Origin of the sequence: Shimia sp., assembly GCF_049116215.1 — a bacterium.
Classification (GTDB): domain Bacteria; phylum Pseudomonadota; class Alphaproteobacteria; order Rhodobacterales; family Rhodobacteraceae; genus Shimia.
In genome coordinates this window covers 348,050-370,754 of the sequence record NZ_JAGDZB010000001.1, presented here as the reverse complement: position 1 = coordinate 370,754, position 22,705 = coordinate 348,050, and the positions used below count along the sequence as shown (strand labels likewise).

Annotated in this window: 24 protein-coding genes; 4 read left to right on the top strand and 20 right to left on the bottom strand. The window is 58.1% G+C overall.

All coding sequences use genetic code 11. The features are described from left to right. Nucleotides 1-235 precede the first annotated feature (235 nt). Complete coding sequence (locus JXR15_RS01840; protein WP_422051538.1) at nucleotides 236-1,630, top strand: adenylate/guanylate cyclase domain-containing protein; 1,395 nt, start codon at nucleotides 236-238, stop codon at nucleotides 1,628-1,630. Between the two features lie 3 nt (nucleotides 1,631-1,633). Here JXR15_RS01840 and JXR15_RS01835 read toward each other — a convergent pair whose 3' ends face one another. Together JXR15_RS01835 and mutY are read right to left on the bottom strand one after the other, a co-directional pair. Next, a complete protein-coding gene (locus JXR15_RS01835; protein WP_422051537.1) occupies nucleotides 1,634-2,767 on the bottom strand; it encodes an alkane 1-monooxygenase in 1,134 nt (377 codons plus the stop codon). A 63-nt stretch (nucleotides 2,768-2,830) separates the two neighbouring features. After that, nucleotides 2,831-3,883 carry an A/G-specific adenine glycosylase gene (gene mutY / locus JXR15_RS01830; protein ID WP_422051536.1) on the bottom strand — a complete coding sequence of 351 codons (1,053 nt, stop codon included), beginning with the start codon at nucleotides 3,881-3,883 and terminating at the stop codon, nucleotides 2,831-2,833. An 85-nt stretch (nucleotides 3,884-3,968) separates the two neighbouring features. Here mutY and JXR15_RS01825 point away from each other — a divergent pair, with 85 nt between their 5' ends. Together JXR15_RS01825 and JXR15_RS01820 are read left to right on the top strand one after the other, a co-directional pair. Beyond that, entirely contained in the window at nucleotides 3,969-4,484 is a 516-nt protein-coding gene (locus JXR15_RS01825) for a DUF721 domain-containing protein (RefSeq protein WP_422051535.1), read from the top strand. Continuing rightward, entirely contained in the window at nucleotides 4,485-5,168 is a 684-nt protein-coding gene (locus tag JXR15_RS01820; protein WP_422051534.1) for a DsbA family protein, read from the top strand. Nucleotides 5,169-5,190: 22 nt separating this feature from the next. Here the strand turns inward: JXR15_RS01820 and lpxK are convergent, their stop codons facing one another. The 3 genes from lpxK to JXR15_RS01805 are packed head-to-tail and all read right to left on the bottom strand — an operon-like array spanning nucleotide 5,191 to nucleotide 7,661. Next, nucleotides 5,191-6,195 carry a tetraacyldisaccharide 4'-kinase gene (lpxK, locus tag JXR15_RS01815; RefSeq protein ID WP_422051533.1) on the bottom strand — a complete coding sequence of 335 codons (1,005 nt, stop codon included), beginning with the start codon at nucleotides 6,193-6,195 and terminating at the stop codon, nucleotides 5,191-5,193. After that, on the bottom strand, nucleotides 6,192-7,409 hold the full coding sequence (locus JXR15_RS01810; protein WP_422051532.1) for a 3-deoxy-D-manno-octulosonic acid transferase: 1,218 nt from the start codon (nucleotides 7,407-7,409) through the stop codon (nucleotides 6,192-6,194). The genes lpxK and JXR15_RS01810 overlap by 4 nt, the downstream gene beginning before the upstream one ends. 9 nt (nucleotides 7,410-7,418) lie before the next feature. Next, complete coding sequence (locus JXR15_RS01805; RefSeq protein WP_164644337.1) at nucleotides 7,419-7,661, bottom strand: DUF4170 domain-containing protein; 243 nt, start codon at nucleotides 7,659-7,661, stop codon at nucleotides 7,419-7,421. 161 nt (nucleotides 7,662-7,822) lie between these two features. Between JXR15_RS01805 and JXR15_RS01800 the strand changes: the two genes are divergently transcribed. Next, the gene (locus JXR15_RS01800; RefSeq protein ID WP_422051531.1) at nucleotides 7,823-8,563 is read left to right on the top strand and encodes a glutamine amidotransferase; all 741 of its coding nucleotides are present in this window, start codon (nucleotides 7,823-7,825) and stop codon (nucleotides 8,561-8,563) included. On the opposite strand, the gene JXR15_RS01795 is transcribed toward JXR15_RS01800, so the two are convergent. The 15 genes from JXR15_RS01795 to JXR15_RS01725 form a co-directional block, all read right to left on the bottom strand. Then, on the bottom strand, nucleotides 8,548-9,339 hold the full coding sequence (locus JXR15_RS01795) for a 3'(2'),5'-bisphosphate nucleotidase CysQ (RefSeq protein WP_422051530.1): 792 nt from the start codon (nucleotides 9,337-9,339) through the stop codon (nucleotides 8,548-8,550). The two genes, JXR15_RS01800 and JXR15_RS01795, sit on opposite strands and share 16 nt — an antisense overlap. Continuing rightward, nucleotides 9,326-10,672, bottom strand: coding sequence for a TldD/PmbA family protein (locus JXR15_RS01790; protein ID WP_422051529.1), 1,347 nt, complete (start codon nucleotides 10,670-10,672; stop codon nucleotides 9,326-9,328). Before JXR15_RS01790 ends, JXR15_RS01795 begins: the two co-directional genes overlap by 14 nt. 68 nt (nucleotides 10,673-10,740) lie before the next feature. After that, nucleotides 10,741-11,502: a TIGR02186 family protein gene (locus JXR15_RS01785; protein ID WP_422051528.1), complete on the bottom strand. Its 762-nt coding sequence runs from the start codon at nucleotides 11,500-11,502 to the stop codon at nucleotides 10,741-10,743. A gap of 2 nt (nucleotides 11,503-11,504) precedes the next feature. After that, the gene (locus JXR15_RS01780; RefSeq protein WP_422051527.1) at nucleotides 11,505-12,422 is read right to left on the bottom strand and encodes a sulfite exporter TauE/SafE family protein; all 918 of its coding nucleotides are present in this window, start codon (nucleotides 12,420-12,422) and stop codon (nucleotides 11,505-11,507) included. Nucleotides 12,423-12,607: 185 nt separating this feature from the next. Beyond that, nucleotides 12,608-13,618 carry an ABC transporter permease gene (locus tag JXR15_RS01775; protein ID WP_422051526.1) on the bottom strand — a complete coding sequence of 337 codons (1,011 nt, stop codon included), beginning with the start codon at nucleotides 13,616-13,618 and terminating at the stop codon, nucleotides 12,608-12,610. Then, nucleotides 13,618-14,712 carry an ABC transporter permease gene (locus tag JXR15_RS01770; RefSeq protein WP_422051525.1) on the bottom strand — a complete coding sequence of 365 codons (1,095 nt, stop codon included), beginning with the start codon at nucleotides 14,710-14,712 and terminating at the stop codon, nucleotides 13,618-13,620. Before JXR15_RS01770 ends, JXR15_RS01775 begins: the two co-directional genes overlap by 1 nt. Further along, complete coding sequence (locus JXR15_RS01765; RefSeq protein WP_422051524.1) at nucleotides 14,705-16,291, bottom strand: ABC transporter ATP-binding protein; 1,587 nt, start codon at nucleotides 16,289-16,291, stop codon at nucleotides 14,705-14,707. The genes JXR15_RS01770 and JXR15_RS01765 overlap by 8 nt, the downstream gene beginning before the upstream one ends. After that, on the bottom strand, nucleotides 16,288-16,644 hold the full coding sequence (locus JXR15_RS01760; RefSeq protein ID WP_422051523.1) for a molecular chaperone GroEL: 357 nt from the start codon (nucleotides 16,642-16,644) through the stop codon (nucleotides 16,288-16,290). The genes JXR15_RS01765 and JXR15_RS01760 overlap by 4 nt, the downstream gene beginning before the upstream one ends. A gap of 85 nt (nucleotides 16,645-16,729) precedes the next feature. Beyond that, entirely contained in the window at nucleotides 16,730-17,719 is a 990-nt protein-coding gene (locus JXR15_RS01755; protein ID WP_422051522.1) for a BMP family lipoprotein, read from the bottom strand. 170 nt (nucleotides 17,720-17,889) lie between these two features. Then, nucleotides 17,890-18,303, bottom strand: coding sequence for a GNAT family N-acetyltransferase (locus JXR15_RS01750; RefSeq protein WP_422051521.1), 414 nt, complete (start codon nucleotides 18,301-18,303; stop codon nucleotides 17,890-17,892). Then, entirely contained in the window at nucleotides 18,300-18,890 is a 591-nt protein-coding gene (gene tsaB, locus JXR15_RS01745; protein ID WP_422051520.1) for a tRNA (adenosine(37)-N6)-threonylcarbamoyltransferase complex dimerization subunit type 1 TsaB, read from the bottom strand. The genes JXR15_RS01750 and tsaB overlap by 4 nt, the downstream gene beginning before the upstream one ends. Nucleotides 18,891-18,899: 9 nt before the next feature. Then, on the bottom strand, nucleotides 18,900-19,463 hold the full coding sequence (locus JXR15_RS01740) for a NifU family protein (protein WP_422051519.1): 564 nt from the start codon (nucleotides 19,461-19,463) through the stop codon (nucleotides 18,900-18,902). Nucleotides 19,464-19,559: 96 nt separating this feature from the next. Beyond that, complete coding sequence (locus JXR15_RS01735; protein WP_299423575.1) at nucleotides 19,560-20,015, bottom strand: universal stress protein; 456 nt, start codon at nucleotides 20,013-20,015, stop codon at nucleotides 19,560-19,562. A gap of 66 nt (nucleotides 20,016-20,081) precedes the next feature. Continuing rightward, the gene (locus JXR15_RS01730; protein WP_422051518.1) at nucleotides 20,082-20,945 is read right to left on the bottom strand and encodes a branched-chain amino acid aminotransferase; all 864 of its coding nucleotides are present in this window, start codon (nucleotides 20,943-20,945) and stop codon (nucleotides 20,082-20,084) included. A 154-nt stretch (nucleotides 20,946-21,099) separates the two neighbouring features. Further along, nucleotides 21,100-22,605 carry a DUF2125 domain-containing protein gene (locus JXR15_RS01725; RefSeq protein ID WP_422051517.1) on the bottom strand — a complete coding sequence of 502 codons (1,506 nt, stop codon included), beginning with the start codon at nucleotides 22,603-22,605 and terminating at the stop codon, nucleotides 21,100-21,102. Between the last annotated feature and the right edge of the window lie 100 nt (nucleotides 22,606-22,705).

The window sequence follows — 22,705 nt, the reverse complement described above, 5'->3', positions numbered from 1 at the left end:
CGCTATTGTCCAAAAGACAGCACTGCACACAGGCGATCCGGACCAACCGCAAAGTGCCATGGGGCACGCCAACTACTATACCACAGATAACTATACCGCCGGATGCCTGTAGCCGAACTGACTACGCAGGTATCCAGACTTCCCCGCCGCAACCCGGCGGGGTTTTTTTGTCGCGGTAGGGGTGTAAGCTTGCGCACAACACCTATCTCAGCCCGAGAGAACGGAGAGCCAGTATATGGTCGAGCAGACGCAAACCAAATCGACCGCCTATCTGGATCGGTTTGAAGAGGGCGAAGAACGCAGCGACAGCTATACGGAAGCTGTGTTGGAGCGCCACAAACGTGAAGGACTGGATCTGGCGGTGAAAGCCCGCTGGGTGGCGATGTCGATCATTGGTGTGTTTCTTCTGTTCACCGTGCATTGGCCGGAAGTGTTCTACTACGAGCTCATTCTGTTTTTGCTCTGCGTCAACGGCTGGCTCATTCGCCGCGCGGGCCGGGTTGGTCGCTCCAAAATGGAGCTGTTCCTGATATTTGTGGATCTTCTGCTGATGGTTGTTGGCATCATCGGTCCTAACCCCATTGGGCTGGATGACTGGCCGCAGGCGATGCAATACCGCTTTGGCAACTTCCAGTATCTGTTCCTGATCCTCGCCATGGGCACTTTGGCCTATTCGTGGCGCACTGTGATTGCCATCGGTACCTGGACAGCCTCGATGTGGACGGTTGCCCTGGGCCTCTCAATTTGGCTGACAGATCCCCTGCCAGACATGAGTGAAGCGATCCGTGTGGCGCTGCCAGGATGGCCTGACCTCGCGTTTCTAATCGACCCAAACAGTTTCAACATTCGCCTGCGCATACAGGAAGTTGTGGTCTTCCTTTTGGTGGCGATCACTTTGGGTCTCTCCATGCGGCGGTTTAATGGCTTGTTGCGGTCCAACGCAGCCTTGGAGCGGGAACGGACAAACCTGTCTCGGTATTTCTCGCCCAACGTTGTCGAAGAGCTGAGCCAAAACGACGAACCTCTTAAGCAAATTCGCTCGCATGATATTGCCGTTCTGTTTGTGGACATCGTTGGCTTCACGGAGTTTGCAGCCACCCGTAAACCGGAAGAGGTGATTGAGACTTTGCGTGACTTCCACGGGCTCATGGAACGGGCTGTGTTTGCACATGAAGGCACGCTGGATAAGTATCTGGGCGATGGCCTCATGGCGACATTTGGCACACCCAACCCGTCAGACCATGATGCGCAAAATGCACTGCGCTGTGTGCGGCAGATGATGGCGGATGTGGACGTTTGGAATGACGCGCGCATTGCCAAAGGCCAGCCGCCGCTGCGGGTTGGGTTTGGCGCGCATTACGGCCCGGCTGTTTTGGCCGACATCGGCGCCAACCGCTTGGAATTTGCGGTTGTGGGCAACACCGTGAATGTTGCCTCCCGTCTGGAAAGCATGACCCGAGGTCTTAATGCCCGCCTTGTGATCAGCGACGGCATGCGTAACGAAGTCCTCAAGGAAGGGGGCGACGAGTGTCTCGAGGGGCTGCAAAAATTCACCGATCAAGACATTCGTGGTGTGGCGGAAAAACTGACGGTCTGGGCCTTTGAGCGGCCTGACGATCACGGGGTTTGACCGTCAGCGCGGCAGTGGGTTCTTGGCTTTGTTATAGGGCTGCCAATTGGTGATTTCGGGATAATACATGTCCCGCCATTTGCGTACGCGCGGGTTCATCACCTGTTTCCAGACCGGCGGGATCATCGCGGCAATGGTCATGATCGGGTAGCCAAAGGGCAGCTGCGGCGCCTCTTCATCCGTGTAGTTCTGCAACAGCGGGAAACGGCGGTCCGGCTTGTAATGGTGGTCTGAGTGGCGCTGCAAATTGATCAACAACCAGTTGGAGGCCTTGTGGGCTGCATTCCAGCTGTGATGTGGTTTCACATGCTCATATTTGCCTTCGCCCAAATGTTTGCGGGTCAGCCCGTAGTGCTCGACGTAGTTCACCAGCTCCAGCTGCCAGATGGCGATCCATGCCTGCCAGATAAACAGCGCCACACCTAGCCAACCGCCGATAAGGAGCGCCAGCAACAGCATCCCCCCTTGCAGCGCCCAGTAACGGAAAAACGGGTTGGACAGGTCAGTCCATGGCAAGTCTTTGCGGGCCAGCATGTCTTTTTCGGCTTTGAAAGAGGACTTTAGTGATCCGATCAGAACACGGGGAAAAAACCGGTGGAAGCCTTCGTTATATCGTGCCGTCACAGGGTCGCGTGGTGTGCCTACGTAGCGGTGATGCACCAAGAGGTGTTCGCTGCGGAAATGTGAATACAGCACCATCGACAGCAGAATATCCCCCAACCAGCGTTCGGCTTTGGGTTTCTGGTGCATCAGCTCGTGGCTGTAGTTGATGCCAATGGTGCCGCTGATTACCCCCACACCAAAGAACACGCCAATCAAGGCGCCGGTGCTCAGGTGATCTGCCCGGGTGGCGTAGAAAATCAGCCCAAAGATGGTGACAAACTGCAGGGCTGGCCAGATGAGCGTGACCATCCGGTACCATTTTAGTTGCTCATCCGTGGTGTCCAGATCGGCGTTCTCAAGGTTTAGTCCAGTCACTGCGTCCAATGCTGCAAACAGATACCACGTGGTGAACGGCACCAGCAGCACCCACCAGCTGCCCAACCCGGCGGTGATCCAGACCAACGGGATCAGAAACAGGGAACACCAGAACGGCAAGGCGTTGGCAAACTTGGCAACCTGAGAAGAGGCAATCATAACCACAGTCCTTTGAACTTGTTGCGCAAACTATGCGGCGAACTGTGGCTCAGTGCAATGAGATCAAGTGCCGCGATAGAGGTCAAACGCCTTGCGCATGGCGGTTGGGAGATTGCCCGAGTCATAGTCTTCATCGAGCACAAACGCGCCAACAGAGGGCTTGCGGTCCATCGGCACCAATGCTGTTTTTACGGTAAGACGCAGATGAAAATGCGTGAATGTGTGCTTTGCTTCCGTATTCAGCGTTTTCCACTCGGCCTTGATCGGGGCGTCATGTTTGGGCGCGTGTCCTTCGGTCCAATCTGATCCGGGCCACCCCAACATGCCGCCCAACAACCCGCTGTCTGGACGCGTTTCCAACAGATACGCGCCGTCCACACGTTTTGCGATGTAGACCACGCCGTGGCGGATGGGTTTGGGTTTTTTTGGGGTCTTCTTTGGCAGTTCAGCGGCTGTGCCCGCCGCCTGTGCCTTACATGCGGAGCGCCAGGGGCACAGTCCGCAGGCCGGATTGCGTGGCGTGCAAATGGTTGCGCCAAGATCCATCACGGCTTGCGCATAATCTCCCGGCCGCACTTGCGGGGTCATTGCCGCCGCTTTCTCGGTCAGTTCAGGCTTGGCGGCCGGCAGAGGTGTGTGGATATCAAACACCCGCGCCATAACCCGCTCCACATTGCCGTCCACGACGGTTGCAGGCTGGTCAAACGCAATTGAGGCCACCGCCCCTGCGGTATACGGGCCAACCCCTGGCAAGGTCAGAAGTGCCTCAACTGTGTCGGGAAACACGCCGTTATGTTCCGCCACAACATGGCGCGCACATTTCAGCAGGTTGCGGGCTCGGGCGTAATATCCAAGCCCGGCCCACTCCGCCATGACGTCCGAATCTTCTGCTGCCGCCAGGTCGCTTACAGTTGGCCAACGAGCTGTGAATCGCTCAAAGTAATCTTTGACGGCGGCCACCGTGGTTTGTTGCAGCATAATCTCTGACATCCACACCCGATACGGGTCTGGTCGCACGCCGCGCGCGCGCTCTTTTGGCCCAACACGCCACGGCATTTTGCGGGCATTGTGGTCATAGAACGTCAACAGGTCGGCGCTGTCTGGCCAATCACGCAAGTTTTATCCTCACTGGGTTGGGTTTCACTGGCGCCCTCGCGCCGAGCCACTAAAATAGCGACCGACCAAAGGATGCAAGACCAACATGCGCCGCGCCACCACCAAAGGGTTCTCCCGCACGTCTTCGCTGCTGCGAGAGCGGATCCGCAAAGCCAGCGAAAGCCGGGGTTTTGCCGAGTCGCGGGTGTTGACGCACTGGGCTGACATTGTTGGCGCTGAGACAGCGAGCATCTGTCAGCCGGTGGATGTGAAATACAGCCGCCAAGGGTTTGGCGCGACGCTGACCGTGCTGACCACCGGCGCACAAGCACCGATGCTGGAAATGCAAAAAGAAACCCTGCGCACCCGCATCAATTCGGCCTATGGCTACAACGCCATCACCCATATGCGTATTACCCAAACCGCGCCCACCGGCTTTGCTGAAGGTCAGGCACAGTTTGGTGCGGCGCCCAAAGTCGAGAAACCCAAACCCGATGCCGCGACCTGTGCGGAGGCGGCTGAAGTGGCCGCGCCTGTGGGCGATGATGATCTGCGGCAAGCTCTTGAGCGGCTTGCCCAAAACGTAATCTCAAAGAACAAAAATGCCAAGAAAGGTGTCTGAATGAACCGTTTTATCCCTGCGATTGCTGCTGTGGCTGTTGCTGCTGCGGGTGGTGCGTACTGGCTGTCCAACACACAGTCCACCAGAACCACGGCCTTTGACTTGCCGGAAGTCAGCAACATTCAGACGGTGTCGTCTGAAGGCGCGGCAAACGAGCATGGCATCGTGGAAATGGTCATGGGCTCTGAAGACGCCCCAATCACCATCGTGGAGTATGCGTCTTTCACTTGCCCACACTGTGCCAGCTTCCATGTCAACGTGCTGGAGCCGCTGAAGGCGGACTATGTCGACACTGGCAAAGTGAAGTTTGTTTTCCGTGACGTGTATTTTGATCGCTATGGCCTTTGGGCCTCCATGGTGGCGCGCTGTGGTGGTCAGGAGAAATTCTTCGGCATGACCGACATCCTGATGAAGACACAGAAAGACTGGACCCGTGCCGGTGATCCTGTGGCGATTTCTGACAGCCTGCGCAAAACCGGCCGACTGGCAGGTCTGGAAGACGATCAGCTACAAGCCTGCTTGCAAGACGAAGACAAAGCCAAAGCACTTGTGGCCTGGTTTCAGGAAAACGCCGCCGCAGATGATGTGAACTCTACGCCAACCCTGCTGATTGACGGTGAGAAACACTCCAACATGAGCTACAATGATCTGAAAGAGATCCTCGACGGTAAGCTCGGCGGTTAAGCTAAAACACCGACCGGGCAGCTTAGTCCTGCCCGGTCACCCCGATGCGCGTCAGAAGCGCATCAATTGGTCCCCAATCCTGCAACTCCAACCGTACTGGCAAGGTCAGCACCTGGAGGCGCACTTCCAATGGCAGGCGCACGGCGTCCTTCTCGGTTGTGACCAGCTGCGCGCCCATCTTTTGCGATTCCGCATAAAGACGGGCCAGCATCGCTGGCGGCAAGGATTGGTGATCTGCCAAAGCTTCGGTGTGCACCAAGGTGGCGCCCAGCCCGCGCAGGGTTTCAAAAAACTTCTCCGGATGACCAATGCCAGCAAAGGCAAAAAACGGTGTCTCGGTCCAGTCCATACCGGTTTGCAGGGGCTTCAATGCGCCTTTGGCATGGGGCAGGGACACCTCTGTGGCCCAGGTCTCCGCAAATCGCGATTGTGCCACCTCATTGCCAATCGACAACACAATATCACCGCGCGCCATGCCTGCGGCCACTGGCTCGCGCAAAGGACCTGCCGGAATACAGCGCCCGTTGCCAAAGCCGCGATGTGCATCCACGACAATGATCGAGGCATCCTTATGGACGGAAGGGTTCTGAAACCCGTCGTCGAGCAAAATCACATCTGCGCCAGCGGCTTCAGCTGCCTGCACACCCTCGGCGCGGTCTTTGGCAACCCAGGTTGGCGCAAAGGCGGCCAGCAGAAGCGGCTCATCTCCGGTTTCTTCCGCCTTGTGTGTGCGCTCATTGACCTGCACCGGGCCATCCAGACTGCCGCCATAGCCGCGTGAGACCACATGCGGCACCTTGCCCATGCCAATCAATCTTTGTGCCAGCGCGATGGTGGTGGGGGTTTTACCAGTGCCACCGGCATTGATGTTGCCGACGCAGATCACAGGCACCGCGGCTTTATAACTGTCGCCTTTGTTGACGCGGGACCTGGTGGCCATTGCATATAGTCCCCCTAAAGGGGCCAAGAGCCGGGCCTGCCAGCCGGGTCGCTTCGGGCTGTTGGACCAAAACAGAGGTTCCTTCATGCCGGTTCCTCCTGCACATCCATTAACGTATGGGCGTGTTCCAGCACTTTGTCAGAAACTGCCGCGCTGTCAGACACAACCTGCCATCCCGCATGTGCCATGGCGGCGACCTGATCCGGGGCGGACAGGAACATCAGCGCGGCGGTCAAACTGTCAGCGTCTTTTACAATCCGGGCTGCGCTGACATTGGCCAGACGTGTGTAGCTGCCCAGATAGCGCCGCACCGATGGGCCATATAAAATAGCACTGCCCAAAGCTGCAGGTTCTAAGGGGTCGCGCCCGCCTGCTCCGGCAATCAAGGAACTGCCAACAAAGCTGATGGGGGCAATGCGATACCACAGGCCCAACTCATCCGGCGTTTCAGCAAATAAGACTTGGGTGTTGTTGTCCGGAAAGTCACCGTTGTCCCAATCGGCCACCCGCCAACCTTCTTGGTCAATGGTCTCACGCATGGCCCGCGCCGTGCTTGGGCTGTCTGGCACAACAACCAGTAACATCCGGAATGACAGCCGCAAAACCGCACGATAGGCATTGAGCACGGCCTCAAGCTCTTCCGGTTGCAACCGTGCCGCCAGCCAAACGGGACGTCCGGCCAAACAGCTGCGCAACTCCTCAAGGTCACTGTCGCGCACGGGCAGAGCTGGGGCCTCCTCCATCAACGTCCCGCTGACCTCGACTTTGGAACTATCTCCCAGCAGTTTTCGCAGCCGTATTGCGGTGGCGCGGTCCTGCGCAAAAACGGTGTTGAAGCAGGCCAAGGTGCCACGAATGGGCTCTGGCCCCCAACGCCGCTTCTGGTCCAGCTTGGGGCGATGCACTTCGAGCATCATCGACGGAATATCCCGTGTGCGCACCGCATCAATCAAAGCGGGACGGATGCTGGATCCCAGCCAGATCATGATCTCTGGCTGCCAATGCGCCAGAAACACCGCAATGTCCGCGGGGCTTTCCGAAGGGCAGGGTTGCCAGATCACGCCGTTTGGCAAGGTCTGGGTCAGAGGCACATTGTTTGGGGTGGTCAAAAGAACATGGGCGTTGTCACGCTGTGCCGCCAGCCGCAATCCAAGTTTGGCCAAGGTCCGCGCGCGCGTCGGATCGGTGCTGTGGAGCCAGATGACCGCACCTTTAGGGCGCGGGCAGTCGATGTCTGCCAGCCGCGGAGGCTGACGGCGCGCAAACGCTAGATACGCCGCAAGGCCAAGCGAGCGCGCCATCCGGAGATCTTATCCGAGTTCTTCGGTGGAGGAGGCCGCTGCCTGCTCATCCCGCAGACGGTGCAGATGCGCAATGAAGTAACGCATATGGGCGTTGTCCACGGTCTTCTGCGCTTCGGCCTTCCACGCGTTATAGGCGCTGTCGTAATCCGGGAAGATGCCAACAACGTGGATGTCATCCACGTCTTTGAAGGCTGTTTTGGTTGGGTCGATCAGTTCGCCACCAAAGACGAGGTGCAGACGTTGTGCCATGTGGGCCACTCCTGTGAGGTGCTGAATTGGCCGCAACCTACGGCGCTTGGCCCCAAGCCTCAAGGGGAGGATCACGCAGCAGGACGCAAGTTTGGCTGGATTTGCCTTAACTTCCTCATGTCGCATGGTCTTGGGGTGTGTTTTTTGCAACTGCGCGCGGCATGAAGCCTTTTTTGATCCTGCAATTGCGCCCGGAAACCGTTGCCTCTGATGCGGAGTTCCAAGCGTTCCTTGAGAAAGGTCGCCTGACAGCTGACGAGGTACACCGCGTGTCGCTGGATCAGGAAACCTTGTCCACAGACATCACCCTGAACAGCTACTCCGGTGTGATCGTTGGCGGCGGTCCGGGCTGTGTCAGCGATTGCCCAACCTCACGCAACTCGCTTGAGGCGAAGATGGAAGCGCAGGTCATGTCGCTCATGCCGCAAATCACCAGTGAGGACATCCCGTTTCTGGGCTGTTGCCTTGGCATTGGCGTGTTGGGTCATCATTTGGCGCAGGCCGTGTCCAAAGACCGCTATGGGGAAGAGGCTGGACTTGCCCGCTGTAACCTCACAGCGGACGGGCAAAACGATCCGATGCTGGAAGATGTGCCGCAGGAGTTTGACGCTTTTGTGGGTCACAAAGAAGCTCTGCAACATCTGCCAGAAGGCTGCACCCATCTGGTGCAATCACCGTTTTGTCCGTTTCAAATGATCCGCTACCGACAAAACGTCTATGCCACGCAGTTTCACCCGGAAGCGGATGGGGCGGAGTTTGCCAACCGACTCAACATGTATCGGGACAAAGGCTACTTTCCACCGGAAGAAGTCGATCGCTTGATGGCGCTTTGCCGCGCGGCCGATGCCTCTGCGCCGCCAAAGATCGTCGCTAATTTTGTGGCCCGTTATCGCGCCGCGTGAGCTGGTGCCAGGGCAGCACAAATCTGATCTTTGAGCGCCTGTGGCGCCGCAATCACCCCGGCCAGACGAGGGTCAGGGTTATTGAACCGCAGCGGCGCTCCGTGGCGGTCTGCCGTTGCGGCTCCTGCTTCGCGAATAATCAGATCGCCCGCTGCCACATCCCATTCCCATGTCGGGCGCAACGTGACCATGGCGTCAAATCGCCCTTCGGCCACCAGCGCGGTCCGATAGGCCAGTGAGGGGCGATACCCGCGATCAAACGCCGGTGGTTTGCCTTGCCAATGGGCGGCGTCCATCACCGGACGGGCGACCAGCACTTTGGCCCCAGTCATGTCGGACCGCGCACCTGAGGTAATCGGCGCACCATTCAAAAACGCGCCCTGACCCTGTGCCGCGCTGTAAAGCTTATCCCGGCGTGGCAAGAACACCACCGCTGCCGTGACAACACCACGCTCCGCAATAGCCAACGCATGCGCCCAAGTGTCGGAGCCTTCGATAAAGCTGCGAGTGCCATCAATGGGATCAATGATGAAGGTTTTCTCCGCGTGGATGCGATCCCCTTCATCCAAGGACTCCTCGCTCAGCCAGCCATAGTCCGGCCGTTCTGCGCGCAGCGTATCTTCCAGCATCTCATTGACCGCAAGGTCGGCTTCGGTAACCGGCCCTGCACCCTCGGGTTTGTGCCAAGCTTTGGCATCTGGCCCATTGTAGCGTGTGGCGATGTCACCCGCCTGTTGCGCCGCTGCAATCAGCAGATCAAGATCAGTTTCCGGCAAGAGTCATCCCCGGAATGAGCAGCGAGGGTACGACGCGCGACAAATACGTGCGGGCATCATTGGCGGGCACAATCGACCTCATCATGTCATGCAGGTTGCCTGCGATGGTGCATTCATTCACCGGATAGGCAATCTCGCCATTCTCCACCCAGAACCCAGCCGCGCCACGGGAGTAGTCGCCTGTGGTCGGGCTGATGGTGGAGCCAATCATTGAGGTGACCAAAAGCCCGGTGCCCATGTCTTTGAGCAAATCATCGCGGCTTTGGTCCCCTTGAGTCAGTGAAACATTCCAACTGCTTGGGGAGGGCGGCGAAGAAATCCCGCGCGCCGCGTTGCCGGTCGATGCCATACCCAGTTTGCGGGCGGTGGCCAAATCCAAAGTCCAGCCGGTCAACACGCCATTATCGATAATCGCGCGGCGCATGGTTGGCAGACCTTCCGCGTCAAACGGCCGCGACCCGGACACACGGGCCCGCTTTGGGTCTTCGATCAGCGACAAACCTTCCGGCAACACCTGTTGACCCAGCTTGTCCCGCAACCAAGACGAGCCCCGCGCCACCATGCCGCCATTGCACGCGGCCAGCACATGACCAATCAGCGACGAAGAAATGCGCTCGTCAAACAGCACGGGGAAGCTACCGGTTTGTGGCTTGCGGGCGTTCAGCCGCTCCACTGCACGTTGCCCAGCGGAGGTGCCAATCTCGGCTGCGTCGCGCAGGTCATTTTGGAAAATCCGGGAGTCGCCATCATAGTCACGCTCCATCGCGTCACCTTCGCCAGCAATCGCGGTGGCGTAGATGCCGCGGCTGCTGCGGGCATAGCCGGCGGCAAACCCGTTGGTGGCGGCCAAGAATACTTCGCTGCTGCTGTAGCCGCCGGTGGCCGATTGCACTTGGCTCACGCCATCTACCGCTTTGGCAGCTGCTTCGGCGGTCATTGCGTCTTCCTGCAGGCTGGCGGCGACAGGTTCATCGGTTGGATCGCAGAGTTCCAGCGCCGCAATGTCCAAATCCTGCGCCAGCTGGTCTGCTTTCGCCAACCCCACATAAGGGTCCTCGGGCGCTTCCTTGGCCATCGCCACAGCACGTTCTGCCATCACCGCGATGCTTTCCGCGCGGGTGTCTGAGATCGAGACATTGGCCTGCCGCTGCCCAAGCAAGACCCGCAAACCAAGGTCGACACCTTCTGACCGTTCCGCCTGTTCCAGCTTACCTTCACGCACATCAATCGACACTGAGGTGCCGCGCATCGCCATCGCATCTGCCGCCTCTGCGCCAGCCGCTTTGGCGGCGTCCAACATGATCTCTGCAAGCTGCTCAAGAGTCTGCGCCATAAAATGCCTCGTGTTTGGTTTCGTGACAGGTAGTCGGCCCACGCCAAAGGCGCAAGCCTGCTGACAAGTTAGCGCCGCTGCAACACCTGGAAGGCGGCGGAGGCCAACCAGCCCGCCGCAATCGCAATTGCCAATGACATCAAGCCGTAAAGCAGCGGTTGATTGCGCGACATGTCAAACAGCCAGCGCTCCAGTCCGACCTTGTTCACGTTGATCACGGTCTCATAGTTGGAGATCACTTTGCCGCCGCGCGTCAGGAAAATCCGCGTGGGGTAATCCCCTTCGGTCAGGTTGGCGGGCATTTTGATCGAGGTGCGAAACAGGGTCTGCTCATCCACCGACACCGTGTTTTCCAGCACCTGATAAGCGCCCTCATCGGTGCGAATGCGGATCACCGCCTCGCTAAAGCTCTGCGCATCTTCGATGCCCATAGGGGCGCCAACAGACCGGATCGCACGCGGGATCGACACACTGTGGCGCTGATCCTCGACGTTGGACATCACCTGATTGAACGGGGCCGAAGTGGCCACCGCGTAAAAACTTGGCGCATGGTCAATCTCGACCGCGTCGGCATTCACCCAAATGCCAAATTTCCGTTCTTTGCGACGCACAGTCAGCGGGCCACTGGGGCCGGACACGGCAATCACCACTTCCAGCGGCGGGTCTTGCAAGATCGGGCTCTCGCGCTTCACCGCGCCAAACAGCAGGATTTCAGAGCCGTCAAAATCAGCGGTGATCGCCACCTGATCCTGACTCAATCCCAATACAACCTCTTCGGCGACAACCGGCGTCGCAACTACGAGCAATAGAGACAGCAACAAACGCTTCATGTTTAATGCCCCCCTGCCGCGCCGATGGAGAATAACTCGCTTGGCTCGAGCAACAGGTCCAACGCCAGTTTGGCACAAACCAAAATCACCAAAAGCGCTAGCAAAATACGCAGTTGCTCCGCCTTGAGGTAAGTGCCCAACCGCGTGCCGATTTGCGCACCAATCACGCCGCCAACCAGCAAGAGAACTGCCAGAGCAATGTCCACCGTGTAGTTGGTTGTTGCGTGCAGCAATGTGGTGAAACCGGTCACAAAGATGATCTGAAACAGCGAAGTGCCCACGACCACTTTGGTTGGCATGCCCAGCAGATAGATCATCGCAGGCACCATGATAAACCCGCCGCCAACACCCATGATGGCCGCCAAAATGCCAACCAACACGCCAACAATCAGCGGGGGAATGACCGAGATATACAGACCCGAAACACGAAACCGCATTTTTAGCGGTAAACCGTGAATCCAGTTGTGCTTCTTGCGTTTCGGCGGACCAGCGTTCTTGCGGGATTTTCGGATCGCATTCAGGCTCTCGACAAACATGAGCGAGCCGATCACGCCCAAGAAAACCACGTAGCACAGCCGCACAAGCAGGTCGACTTGACCTTGGGATTTCAAATAGTTGAAGACCACAACCCCGAGCGCAGCACCAACCAATCCCCCTGATAAGAGCACCGTGCCCATTTTGAGATCAACGGTTTTGCGCCTGAAATGCGCCAGAACGCCACTAAAAGACGAGGCCACAATCTGATTGGCTTCGGTGGCGACAGCCACCGCTGGCGGGATACCGATGAAAAACAACAGCGGCGTCATCAAAAAACCACCGCCAACCCCAAACATGCCCGACAATATACCAACCATGCCGCCCAAACCGAGCAGCAAAAAGGCATTTACGGAGACTTCGGCGATGGGGAGGTAGATCTGCATATTTTTTGATAGCGCCAGTGGGGGCGCAAAAGCAACCTGTCTGGACAGCTAAATCACTGACAGGCCAGATCAATGCCCGCAAACTGGACTTATTCAGGTTTGGGTTGTGGACAAAGGCAAGCATCAAAAGAAAACCCCGCCAACATTGCTGCGGGCGGGGTTTTGCGTGTTTTTGTGAGCTTGCCTTAGCGCTCTTTGATATACGGCTCGGCGCTGGCTTTTGGCGGGATCGCTTTGCCCACAAAACCAGCCAGGATCACCACTGTCAGGATGTAGGGTAGCGCGCCCAACAGCTGAACCTGAACCTTGAGGCCAGAGACGTTCTCGATGATGTCAGGACGCAGTTCCAAGGCTTGGAACAGGCCAAACAGCAAGCAGGCCCAAAGTGCATAAACCGGACGCCATTTCGCAAAGATCAATGCTGCCAGCGCGATGAACCCACGCCCAGCAGTCATGTCTTTCACAAAGCCCGCTTGCAGAGCGGAGGATAGGTAAGCACCTGCAACACCGCAGAGCACACCGCAGATCAGCACCGCTGCATAGCGCAGCCAAACAACCGAAACACCGGCCGTGTCCACCGCTGCGGGGTTTTCTCCCACCGCGCGCAGGCGCAGACCAAATCGGGTGCGGAACAACAGCCACCAGGTTGCCGGCACGGTCAGCAGTGCCAGATAGACCAATGACGAATGCCCGGAGATCAGCTCCGAATAGAACTGTTGCAACGGACCCGCCTCAGCAATCAACTGGCTTAAAGGCCGGTCAGCGGCCGCCGCATCTTTAGGGCCAATGGCAAACGGCAGTTCAATTGGGTTGAATCGCGCATCGCCCTCCAGCGGCGGCGTGCGGCCCCCTTGACGGAACCAGCTTTGCGCCACCAGAACGGTCATGCCCGCCGCAAGGAAGTTGATCGCCACACCGGAGATTAACTGGTTGCCGCGGAACGTCACCGACGCCAACCCGTGGATCACCGCCAGCGCCACGGAGGCGCCCACACCGGCAAGCAAGCCAACCCAGGCATTGCCTGAGTAGAAGGCCACAGCGGCGGAGAAAAACGCCGCTGCCAGCATTTTGCCCTCAAGGCCAATGTCGACCACGCCAGAGCGTTCCGAATACAGGCCTGCCAAACAGGCCAGCAGAAGCGGGGTTGCCAGACGCACAGAGGTGTCCAGCACCTGAAGAAGTGTCAGAAAGTCCATCAGGCGTTCCTCCGGCGCATCGCAATGAAGAGTTTTTCAAGCGGCTCGCGCACCATATTGTCCAGCGCCCCGGTGAACAGGATCACCAGCGCCTGAATAACCACGATCAGCTCGCGAGGGATGCTGGTCCACAGCGCCAGCTCTGCGCCGCCCTGATAGAGGAAGCCAAACAGGATTGCCGCCAGCAACACGCCAAACGGGTGGTTGCGCCCCATCAGCGCCACGGCGATGCCGATAAAGCCCGCCCCTTCGGTGCTGTTGAGGATCAGACGTTCGCTCTCGCCCATGGTGGTGTTGACCGACATCATGCCCGCCAACGCACCGGAGATCAGCATGGCAATCACGGTGATGCGCACCGGGCTGATGCCTGCGTACAAAGCGCCGGATTCCGAATGCCCAAAGGCGCGAATTTGATACCCAAGCTTGGTGCGCCACATCAGCAGCCAAACAAAGACGCATGCCAGCAACGCAAGGAAGAAGGTCACGTTGGCCGGTGCGCCTCGGAACAGCTTGCTGCCCTCGGTGGAGAACATGTCCTGGAACGTTGGCAGGTGCACCGCTTCTGGGAATTTGGCGGAGGCTGGATCCATCGCGCCCACCGGACGCAGCAGTTCCACCAACACGTAGTTCAGGATCGCGGCTGCGATGAAGTTGAACATGATGGTGGTGATCACGATATGGCTGCCGCGTTTGGCTTGCAGATATGCCGGGATCAAAGCCCAAAGCGCGCCAAACAAAGCTGCGCCTACGGAGGCGCCAAGGATCGCGAGCGACCAATGTGGCCAAGGCACGTAGAGACAGCACAGCGCCACGCCCAAGCCGCCCAGCATCGCCTGACCTTCGCCGCCGATGTTGAAAAGGCGTGCGTGGAACGCCACGGACACCGCCAAACCTGTGAAGATAAAGTTGGTGGCGTAATAAAGCGTGTAGCCCCAGCCAGCCGACCGCATCAGAGCGCCATCGACCATCAGTTTCAGCGCTTCAATCGGATTTTCGCCAATCGCCAAAATCACGAGGGCTGAGAAAAACGCCGCCAGAAACAGCGAAATCAAGGGGATCAGGACGATGTCGGCCCATTTAGGCATCTTATCCATCGGCGGGAACCTCCTGTGTGGAGTTGTCATTGCCGCCGTTGCCATTGGCCACAGCGGAGGTGTCGGTGATCCCGGCCATCAACAGGCCCAGCTCTTTTTCGTTGGTGTGAGCGGCGTCGCGTTCGCCGGTGATATGGCCGTCAAACATCACAACCACCCGGTCCGCCAAAGACAGGATTTCTTCCAATTCCACGGACACAAGCAGGATCGCCTTGCCCTGATCGCGCAGGTTCACAACTTGCTGGTGGATGAATTCAATCGCGCCAATATCCACGCCGCGTGTCGGTTGCCCGATCAGCAGCAGGTCCGGGTTGCGTTCGATTTCACGTGCCAGAACAATCTTCTGCTGGTTGCCGCCAGAGAAGTTTTTCGCTGCCAGCTTGGGATCCGGAGGACGCACATCAAAGCGCTGCATCTTGGCCTCAGCCTCGGTGTAGATGCCTTTGTTGTCCATCAGCAGGCCGTTTTGGATTTCCGGCGAATGGTGATAGCCAAACACGGTGTTTTCCCATGCGGCAAACTCCATGATCAGACCTTCACGTTGCCGGTCTTCAGGCACGTGGCTGATGCCAGCTGCGCGGCGCGCTTGCCCATCAGCCCCATGACCACTCAGCGGAATTTCTGCGCCATTCATGGTGATGGTACCAGTGCCATCGGCAAAGCCGCCCAGCACTTCGAGCAGTTCGGACTGGCCGTTGCCAGCCACGCCCGCAATGCCCACAATCTCACCCGCGCGCACGGTCAGGTCGATGCCTTTCACACGCTCCACGCCAGCGTCATCGACAACCCGGAGACCTTTGATGTCCAGCACAGTCGCGCCTGGCTCCGCAGGCTTTTTGTCCACGCGCAGCAGAACTTTGCGACCCACCATCAGCTCCGCCAGATGTTCCGGCGAGGTCTCTGCGGTTTTCACCGTTGCGGTCATCTCACCACGGCGCATCACCGACACGGTGTCGGTATATTCCATGATCTCCCGCAGCTTGTGCGTGATCAGGATGATGGTTTTGCCCTCTTCACGCAGACGATCCAAAATGCGGAACAGTTGATCCGCTTCTGCTGGGGTCAAGACGCCGGTCGGTTCGTCCAGAATGAGGATTTCCGCTTTGCGATACAGTGCCTTGAGGATTTCCACGCGCTGCTGGTGGCCTACAGAGAGGTTCTCGATCACCTCATCCGGGTTCACGTTCAGCCCGTATTCCTCGGCCAGATGTTTCAGCTCCTTGCGGGCATTGCCCAGCGAGCTGTTCAGCATCGCGCCGTGTTCGGCGCCCAGAATGATGTTCTCCAGCACGGTGAAATTCTCCACCAGTTTGAAGTGCTGAAACACCATGCCAATGCCCGCGCGGATCGCGGCTTGGCTGTCCGGGATCAGGGTTTTGTCACCCTTGATAAAGATCTCCCCGGCATCGGCTTTGTAAAAGCCGTAGAGGATCGACATCAGCGTGGACTTGCCCGCGCCGTTTTCGCCGATGATGCCGTGAATGGTGCCCGGTTGCACCGAAATCGAAATGTCCTTGTTTGCCTGGACAGGGCCAAAGGCTTTGGAAATGCCTTTGAGTTCAATGGCAGGCGCCGTCATTCAGGCTCTCCCAGTCCTGCGAAGCCGATCATGCGCGTGGCGCGCCCGTCAGCATCATGTTCCACATAGTATTGGCCCAGCTGTTCCTTGCCGTCAGCCATGCGAAAAGCCACCGTCAGTCGGTAGTGGCCTTTGGTCTCGCTGGTGTTCACCACAGCCGCCGTCGCGCCGGGCGCGTATTGCGAAAACATGCCCACATATCCGTTGAGCGCATCCAAGTCAGAGATTGGTGCTTCGGATCGTGGATCACTGTAGGTGAAGTCTACTGCCAGCGCCCCTTTGAGGGCTTCTAAGCGTTTTGCGGCGTCGGTTTCCCCCCACGCGACAAAGAATGCGTCTAACGCATCTACCATCTTCGTGTCCCCCTCTAAGGTTTGAGGGCCGCACCGCAATGGTACGGCCCCCATAAAGAGCTCCGGGTTTGATCCCGGAATCTGCTTATTCTACTGGGCAGGTGTTGTCGCTCATGTAGTCGTGTACAGCCAGCTCGCCGGACGCGATTTTTTCTTTCGCACCGTCAACCGACGCCTTCATGTCTGCGGACACGAGGGCAGCGTTGTGCTCGTCCATGGCGTAGTCGATGCCGCCGTTGGCCACACCCATCACGTTGAAGCCGGTTTCCAGATCAACGCCCGCCTTCATGGCTTCGTAAACAGCGTTGTCTACGCGCTTCATCATGGAGGTCAGAACTTTGCCGGAGTGCAGGTGGTTCTGGTTGCTGTCCACACCCACAGACAGGATGCCTTCATCCGCTGCGGTCTGCAGAACACCAACGCCAGTGCCGCCAGCCGCTGCGTATACAACGTCCGCGCCCTGTGCGATCTGCGCTTTGGTCAGCTCAGAGCCTTTTACCGGGTCGTTCCATGCGGCAGGGGTGGTGCCGGTCATGTTCTGGATCACGGTGGCCTCTGGGTTCACAGCTTTCACGCCCTGAACGTAGCCACAGGCAAACTTACGGATCAGCGGGATGTCCATGCCGCCGATGAAGCCCACGGTGCCGGACTTGGAAGCCTGCGCGGCCATCATGCCAACCAGGTAGGAGCCTTCGTGCTCGTTGAACACAACGGAGCGTACGTTTGGCTGATCCACAACCATGTCGATGATCGCGAATTTGGTGTCAGGGTAATCTGGTGCCACTTCGCTCAGCACGTTGCCGAAGGCAAAGCCGGTCATCACGATTGGGTTTGCACCCGCTTCAGCAAAACGACGCAGAGCCTGCTCACGCTGAGCTTCGGACTGCAGTTCGATTTCGCGGAATGTGCCGCCGGTTTCATCCGCCCATCGGGTCGCGCCGCCAAAGGCTGCTTCGTTGAAGGATTTGTCAAATTTGCCGCCGAGGTCAAAGATCAGCGCTGGCTCTGCCAGGGCTGCACCTGCGGAAAGAGCTGCTGCCGCGGCTGCGCCGAGGAATTTGTGCATGAGGCTCATAAATGTCTCCCATATATTGAGCGGGTCGGTCGTTGTTTTGGCGAGCTGCCGTCCCGTCTATTGTTTAGATCCCGCCGGATCATCGTGTTACTAAGGCGATTGAGACCGTTAGCGTCAACGGTTTTTTGACCGTTTGGGCAAAAATGACCAATCTCGAATCACACCTACAGCTACCTTAACGCCTTTTTCATAAGGCTGGCAGTGATTTGCTCTCCGTCCGGTCTGCTGTAGTAGCTAGGCCGCTCACCGCAGATTTCGTAGCCCGCCCGTGTATAGAGCGCAAGCGCAGCTGCGTTGTCCTGCGCGACCTCCAAAATGGCCCAACACGCTCCGCGTGTTTTTGATTCGGTTTCAAATTGGTCCAGCAAAATAAGGCCCAAACCTTGGCCCTGATGATCTGGCGTCACTGCGATGGTCAACAGCTCCGCTTCATCCGCGATCACCCGCCCCAAAGCGAACCCAACGTCACCCGAGATGGCAAAGGTTAAAGGAGAGGCCAACATGTCTGAAATTTCAGCAGCACTCCAAGCTCGGCTGTGGGGGAAAGCGGCCGCATAAATCGCCGCCATCGCCTCTGGCGTCATGGCAGGATCACCGGTGCCGGGTCTTTGGGCGGGGCCGCGTCCGCTGGTTTGATGTAGAGCGGGGCAGGTCGGGCAGGGTTGTCTTGGTACCGTTGCGCCGCCAATCGCGCGATCTGTTCCACGAGGCTTGTGGCTTCCGGTGTCACAAGAGGCGTTCCTTGCGCGATCTGCGCCAGCTCGTCTTCAGAGGCCAAATAAGGTGTGCCCTCTTTCGGGAACAAATACCCTTGGCCACGGGGGGCGCTAACCATGGCCACACCGTCGCCACTCAATCCGGATTCAATCGCGTCAAAGCTGTTCACGCCGACGGCTGGAATGCTCAGCCCTAGCGCCAATCCACGTGCCGCGGACACCGAAATCCGAATGCCGGTAAAATTGCCCGGCCCGACGCCGACGCCAATTGTATCGAGATCGGCAAAGGTCTTGCCGCCTTCTGCCAGAACTTCTTCCAGCAGCGGCATCAGCCGTTCGGCTTGTCCGCGCTTCATTTCTTCAACCTTGCGCGCGACGATCTCATCTCCGCACAGCAAAGCGGCCGCGACATGCGCGGCCGATGTGTCAAAACTCAGAACCAGAGGGTTGGTCATGCCCGTGGCTTACACCGCTACTGGGCGCACTTCGGTCACTTCCGGGATGTAGTGACGCAGCAGGTTCTCGATGCCCATTTTCAGGGTTAGCGTGGAGGACGGGCAACCCGCGCAGGCGCCTTGCATGTGCAGGTAGACAACGCCGCGATCAAACCCGTGGAAGGTGATGTCGCCACCATCCTGTGCCACAGCTGGACGCACGCGGGTGTCCAGAAGCTCTTTGATCTGGCCAACAATCTCACCATCTTCACCGGTGTGCTCTGCGTGACCCGAAGGTGCCGCCGCATCACCCGCCAAAACCGGCTGGCCGGACTGGAAGTGCTCCATGATCGCGCCAAGAATGGAGGGTTTGATGTGATCCCACTCAATACCATCTGCCTTGGTTACGGTGACAAAATCATTGCCAAAGAAAACGCCAGCCACACCGTTCACCGCAAAAATGCGGGTCGCCAAAGGAGAGGCCGCCGCGCCGTCCGCTGTTGGGAAATCGGCGGTGCCCATTTCCAGCACGGTCTGACCGGGCAGGAATTTCAACGTGGCGGGGTTTGGCGTGGATTCTGTTTGAATGAACATTGGCAGACCTTTCCTATCGGGAATTGATATGCGCCTGCGATGGGCATTAGTCAAGGTTTAGATTCATTCTAAACTGAGGTTTGGTCGCGGAGACTCTTAAGTCACAGCTTCCAGCTGTTCCTTAGTCAGATCTCCTGGCACCACGGTGATTGGAACCGGCAAACTGCCGGAGCTGCGCGAGAGCTGTGAGACCAGTGGTCCCGGCCCCTTACGGTCATTTCCCGCCCCCAGCACCAGAACGCCAATTTCCGCGTCTTCCTTGATCTCTGCGAGGATTTCGTTGACCGCCTCACCTTCGCGGATCTTGAGTTCAGGATCGACGCCCTGACGGTCGCGCATCCACTTGGCAAACACCTCGTAATGCACCTCGATCCGCTCCCGCGTTTCTTCGCGCATCAAATCGCTGACGCCAATCCAGTGGTTGAACTCTTCCGGCGGGATGATCGACAGGATTTTCACGCCGCCACCAGTGCGCGCGGCCCGCATCGCTGCAAACCGCATCGCATTCAGACACTCCCGGCTGTCATCCAGCACCACGAGAAACTTGCGCATATTGCCCCTCCGTTTCCGCGATCATGCCGCCTAGCGCCTTGGGGCGCAATGTTTCTTTCTGCCGCGTTACGCAGTGGTCGCGGCCCAGTCCCAATACAACTCACGCACACGGCGGGTGACCGGACCAATCTGATACTGATGATCTTCAAAAGCCTTCACCGGCGTGACTTTGCTCATGTTGCCGGACAAGAAGATCTCATCCGCCTCCTCAAAGTCGCCATAACCCAAAATGGTTTCATGTACCGTCACGCCATCTGCGCGCAGGTTTTCGATGTGTCGCGCGCGGGTGATGCCCGCCAAGAAGGTGCCATTTGGAATCGGGGTGAACACCTCGCCGTCGCGCACCATAAATACATTGGAGGTGGCAGTTTCGGCCACATTGCCCATCGCATCACAGGTCAGCGTGTTGTTGAACCCTTTCAGACGTGCTTCCCGCAACATCCGCGCGTTGTTGGGATAGAGGCAGCCTGCCTTGGCGTTCACAACTGCACTTTCCAAAACCGGACGGCGGAATTGCGTTTTGCAGAGGGACACCGCAGCATCCGGTGCCGCCATTGGAATTTCCTCAAGACACACAGCAAACCCTGTGGTGTCGGCGCTGGGTACAATCGCCGTCGCATCGCCATCCAGTCCCCAATACATCGGGCGGATATACACAGCCGCGCCGGGCGCGTAGGCTTTCAAACCTTCCTGCACGATGGCCACCATGTCTTCGGTGGAGATTGTGGGCGTCAACATCAGCGCCTCAGCGGAACGGTTGGTGCGTGCGCAGTGTTTGTCCAGATCGGGTGTTAAACCGTTCACCAGTCGCGCGCCGTCAAATACGGTGGAGCCCAGCCATGCGCCGTGATCCGCAGCGCGGATGATGGACAAATCGCCGTCATGCCAAGTGCCGTTGTAATAGGTGCGGATGTTTGTGCCGGTCGCCATGACGCAGGTCCTTTTGCTGATTTGAAGGCGAGACTAGGCCGCGCTTGCCGCAACGTCCAGTGGGGGAATGAGGCATTGAACGCGACGTCTTGCCGCCAACAAAAAAGGCCGCGGGAAAGTCCCACGGCCTTGAATATTTTTGGTGGCGAAGCGCTTACTTCAAGCGCTGCCCGTTGGCCAGAACCTGGCCCTTGTCGTTGACTTCGATCTTGGAGACCAGCGTGTCGTCGCCGTCACCTGGCTGGGTGAACATGCCCATCATCATGCGGGCACCCATCGCCTGTTCCTCTGGCAGCAGACCCATGGAGATCAGCTTGTCCATCAGCCCGTTGATACCGGCAATTTTGACGTCCAGGCTGCCTTCAGGACGTGGGAAACCGTCAAAGCTTTCCATGTCGGTGTTGTCAAAGGTGAAGCTGCCCGCACCTTCCACCGCTGCGCCAGCAAGGTTCAGCTGGATGTCGTTGATGTTCAGGGAGTTCAGCTCGCCAGGGATTTCCGGGCTGTCGTCATCCAAGGTCAGGATGTCGATTGCCACAGTTGCAAGACCACTCACGTCCACCAGCAAGTTGGCTGGGTCACGCGGCAGCACCTGACCGGGGTCAAACATGCCCCACAGCATTTCAGATACGCTCAGATCCAGCATTTTTACGGTGAGGCCAAATTCCTGTTGCTCGTCAGAAGCGGCCAAAGGCACGGCAAAGCCATAGCCCATTTCGCCAAAACTGACGTCAATTGGCAGCGGGAATTCAGGGCTGGCCACATTCAACGCAACATTGGTGACGGTGCCGTCGTAGGCCATGCCTTCGCTGTCCATATCAACCCCAACGACGGCCGGGCCGCTGGTGTAGGCCAGAGAGCCTGGAGTGCCGTCTTCCATGAAGTTTACATTCATGGTGGAGGATTGCAGCGAGTAGCTGCCTTCAATCGCAAATCCGTCCGCAAAAAATGCGGCTACGTCTTCGCCATAGTCGCCGGTTGGCACGCTGGCCGTACCGTCAACTTCCAGACCTGCGCCGGTTACGGACACGTCAAAGTTCTCACCGGAGTCTGGATCAACGCCTTTGGCGATCAAGGACACATTGCCGATGCTGCCTTTTTGGACGCTACTGATCACATCGCCAAACGTGGTCTGGGACCGTCCCGCAAAATCCGCAAAAGTCAGCGCAATGTCCATGTCCGGCACGGTTTCACCGTCCACAACAATGCTGTCGACCACTAGGTCCAGTTTGCTTGCGGCATAGTCGTAAATCATGGCTTCTGCTGTGCCGGACACGATGTTTTTCATGTCGGCGGACGACATGGTCAGCGCAATTTCAACCGTCTCTGTGTCATCCAGAAGCTTCACGAGGATCGGCGCGTTTTCTGGCACAACAACCCGCACGGTGCCGTCGCCGACATTCTCAAATGCGATGCTGCCCAAGTCGATCGCCACGGTGGCATCTTCTTCCGGAATGTCCATCGACATCGCCAGACCATTCACGGTTAGAACATCGCCCTCGGTGCTTTCGCTGGCCGAAAGCTCGTAGCCAAAACCAGTCATCGAGTCACGCCAGTTGGTCCAAACCTCGTCTGCGGTAACGTCTGCCCAAGCGGCTTGGGCGCAAAAAACCGTGGCCAAAGCCGTGGTTGTGAAAATGCGGGGTGCTGAAATCTGCATCAACTTATCTACCTTTTCAAAGCCTTCCCCTTAAGACTGGGTCTTCGATGGGGCAGGGTCAAGGGTCAAACCAGCGGGTTTTTTCGCTTAGGGTGGACGC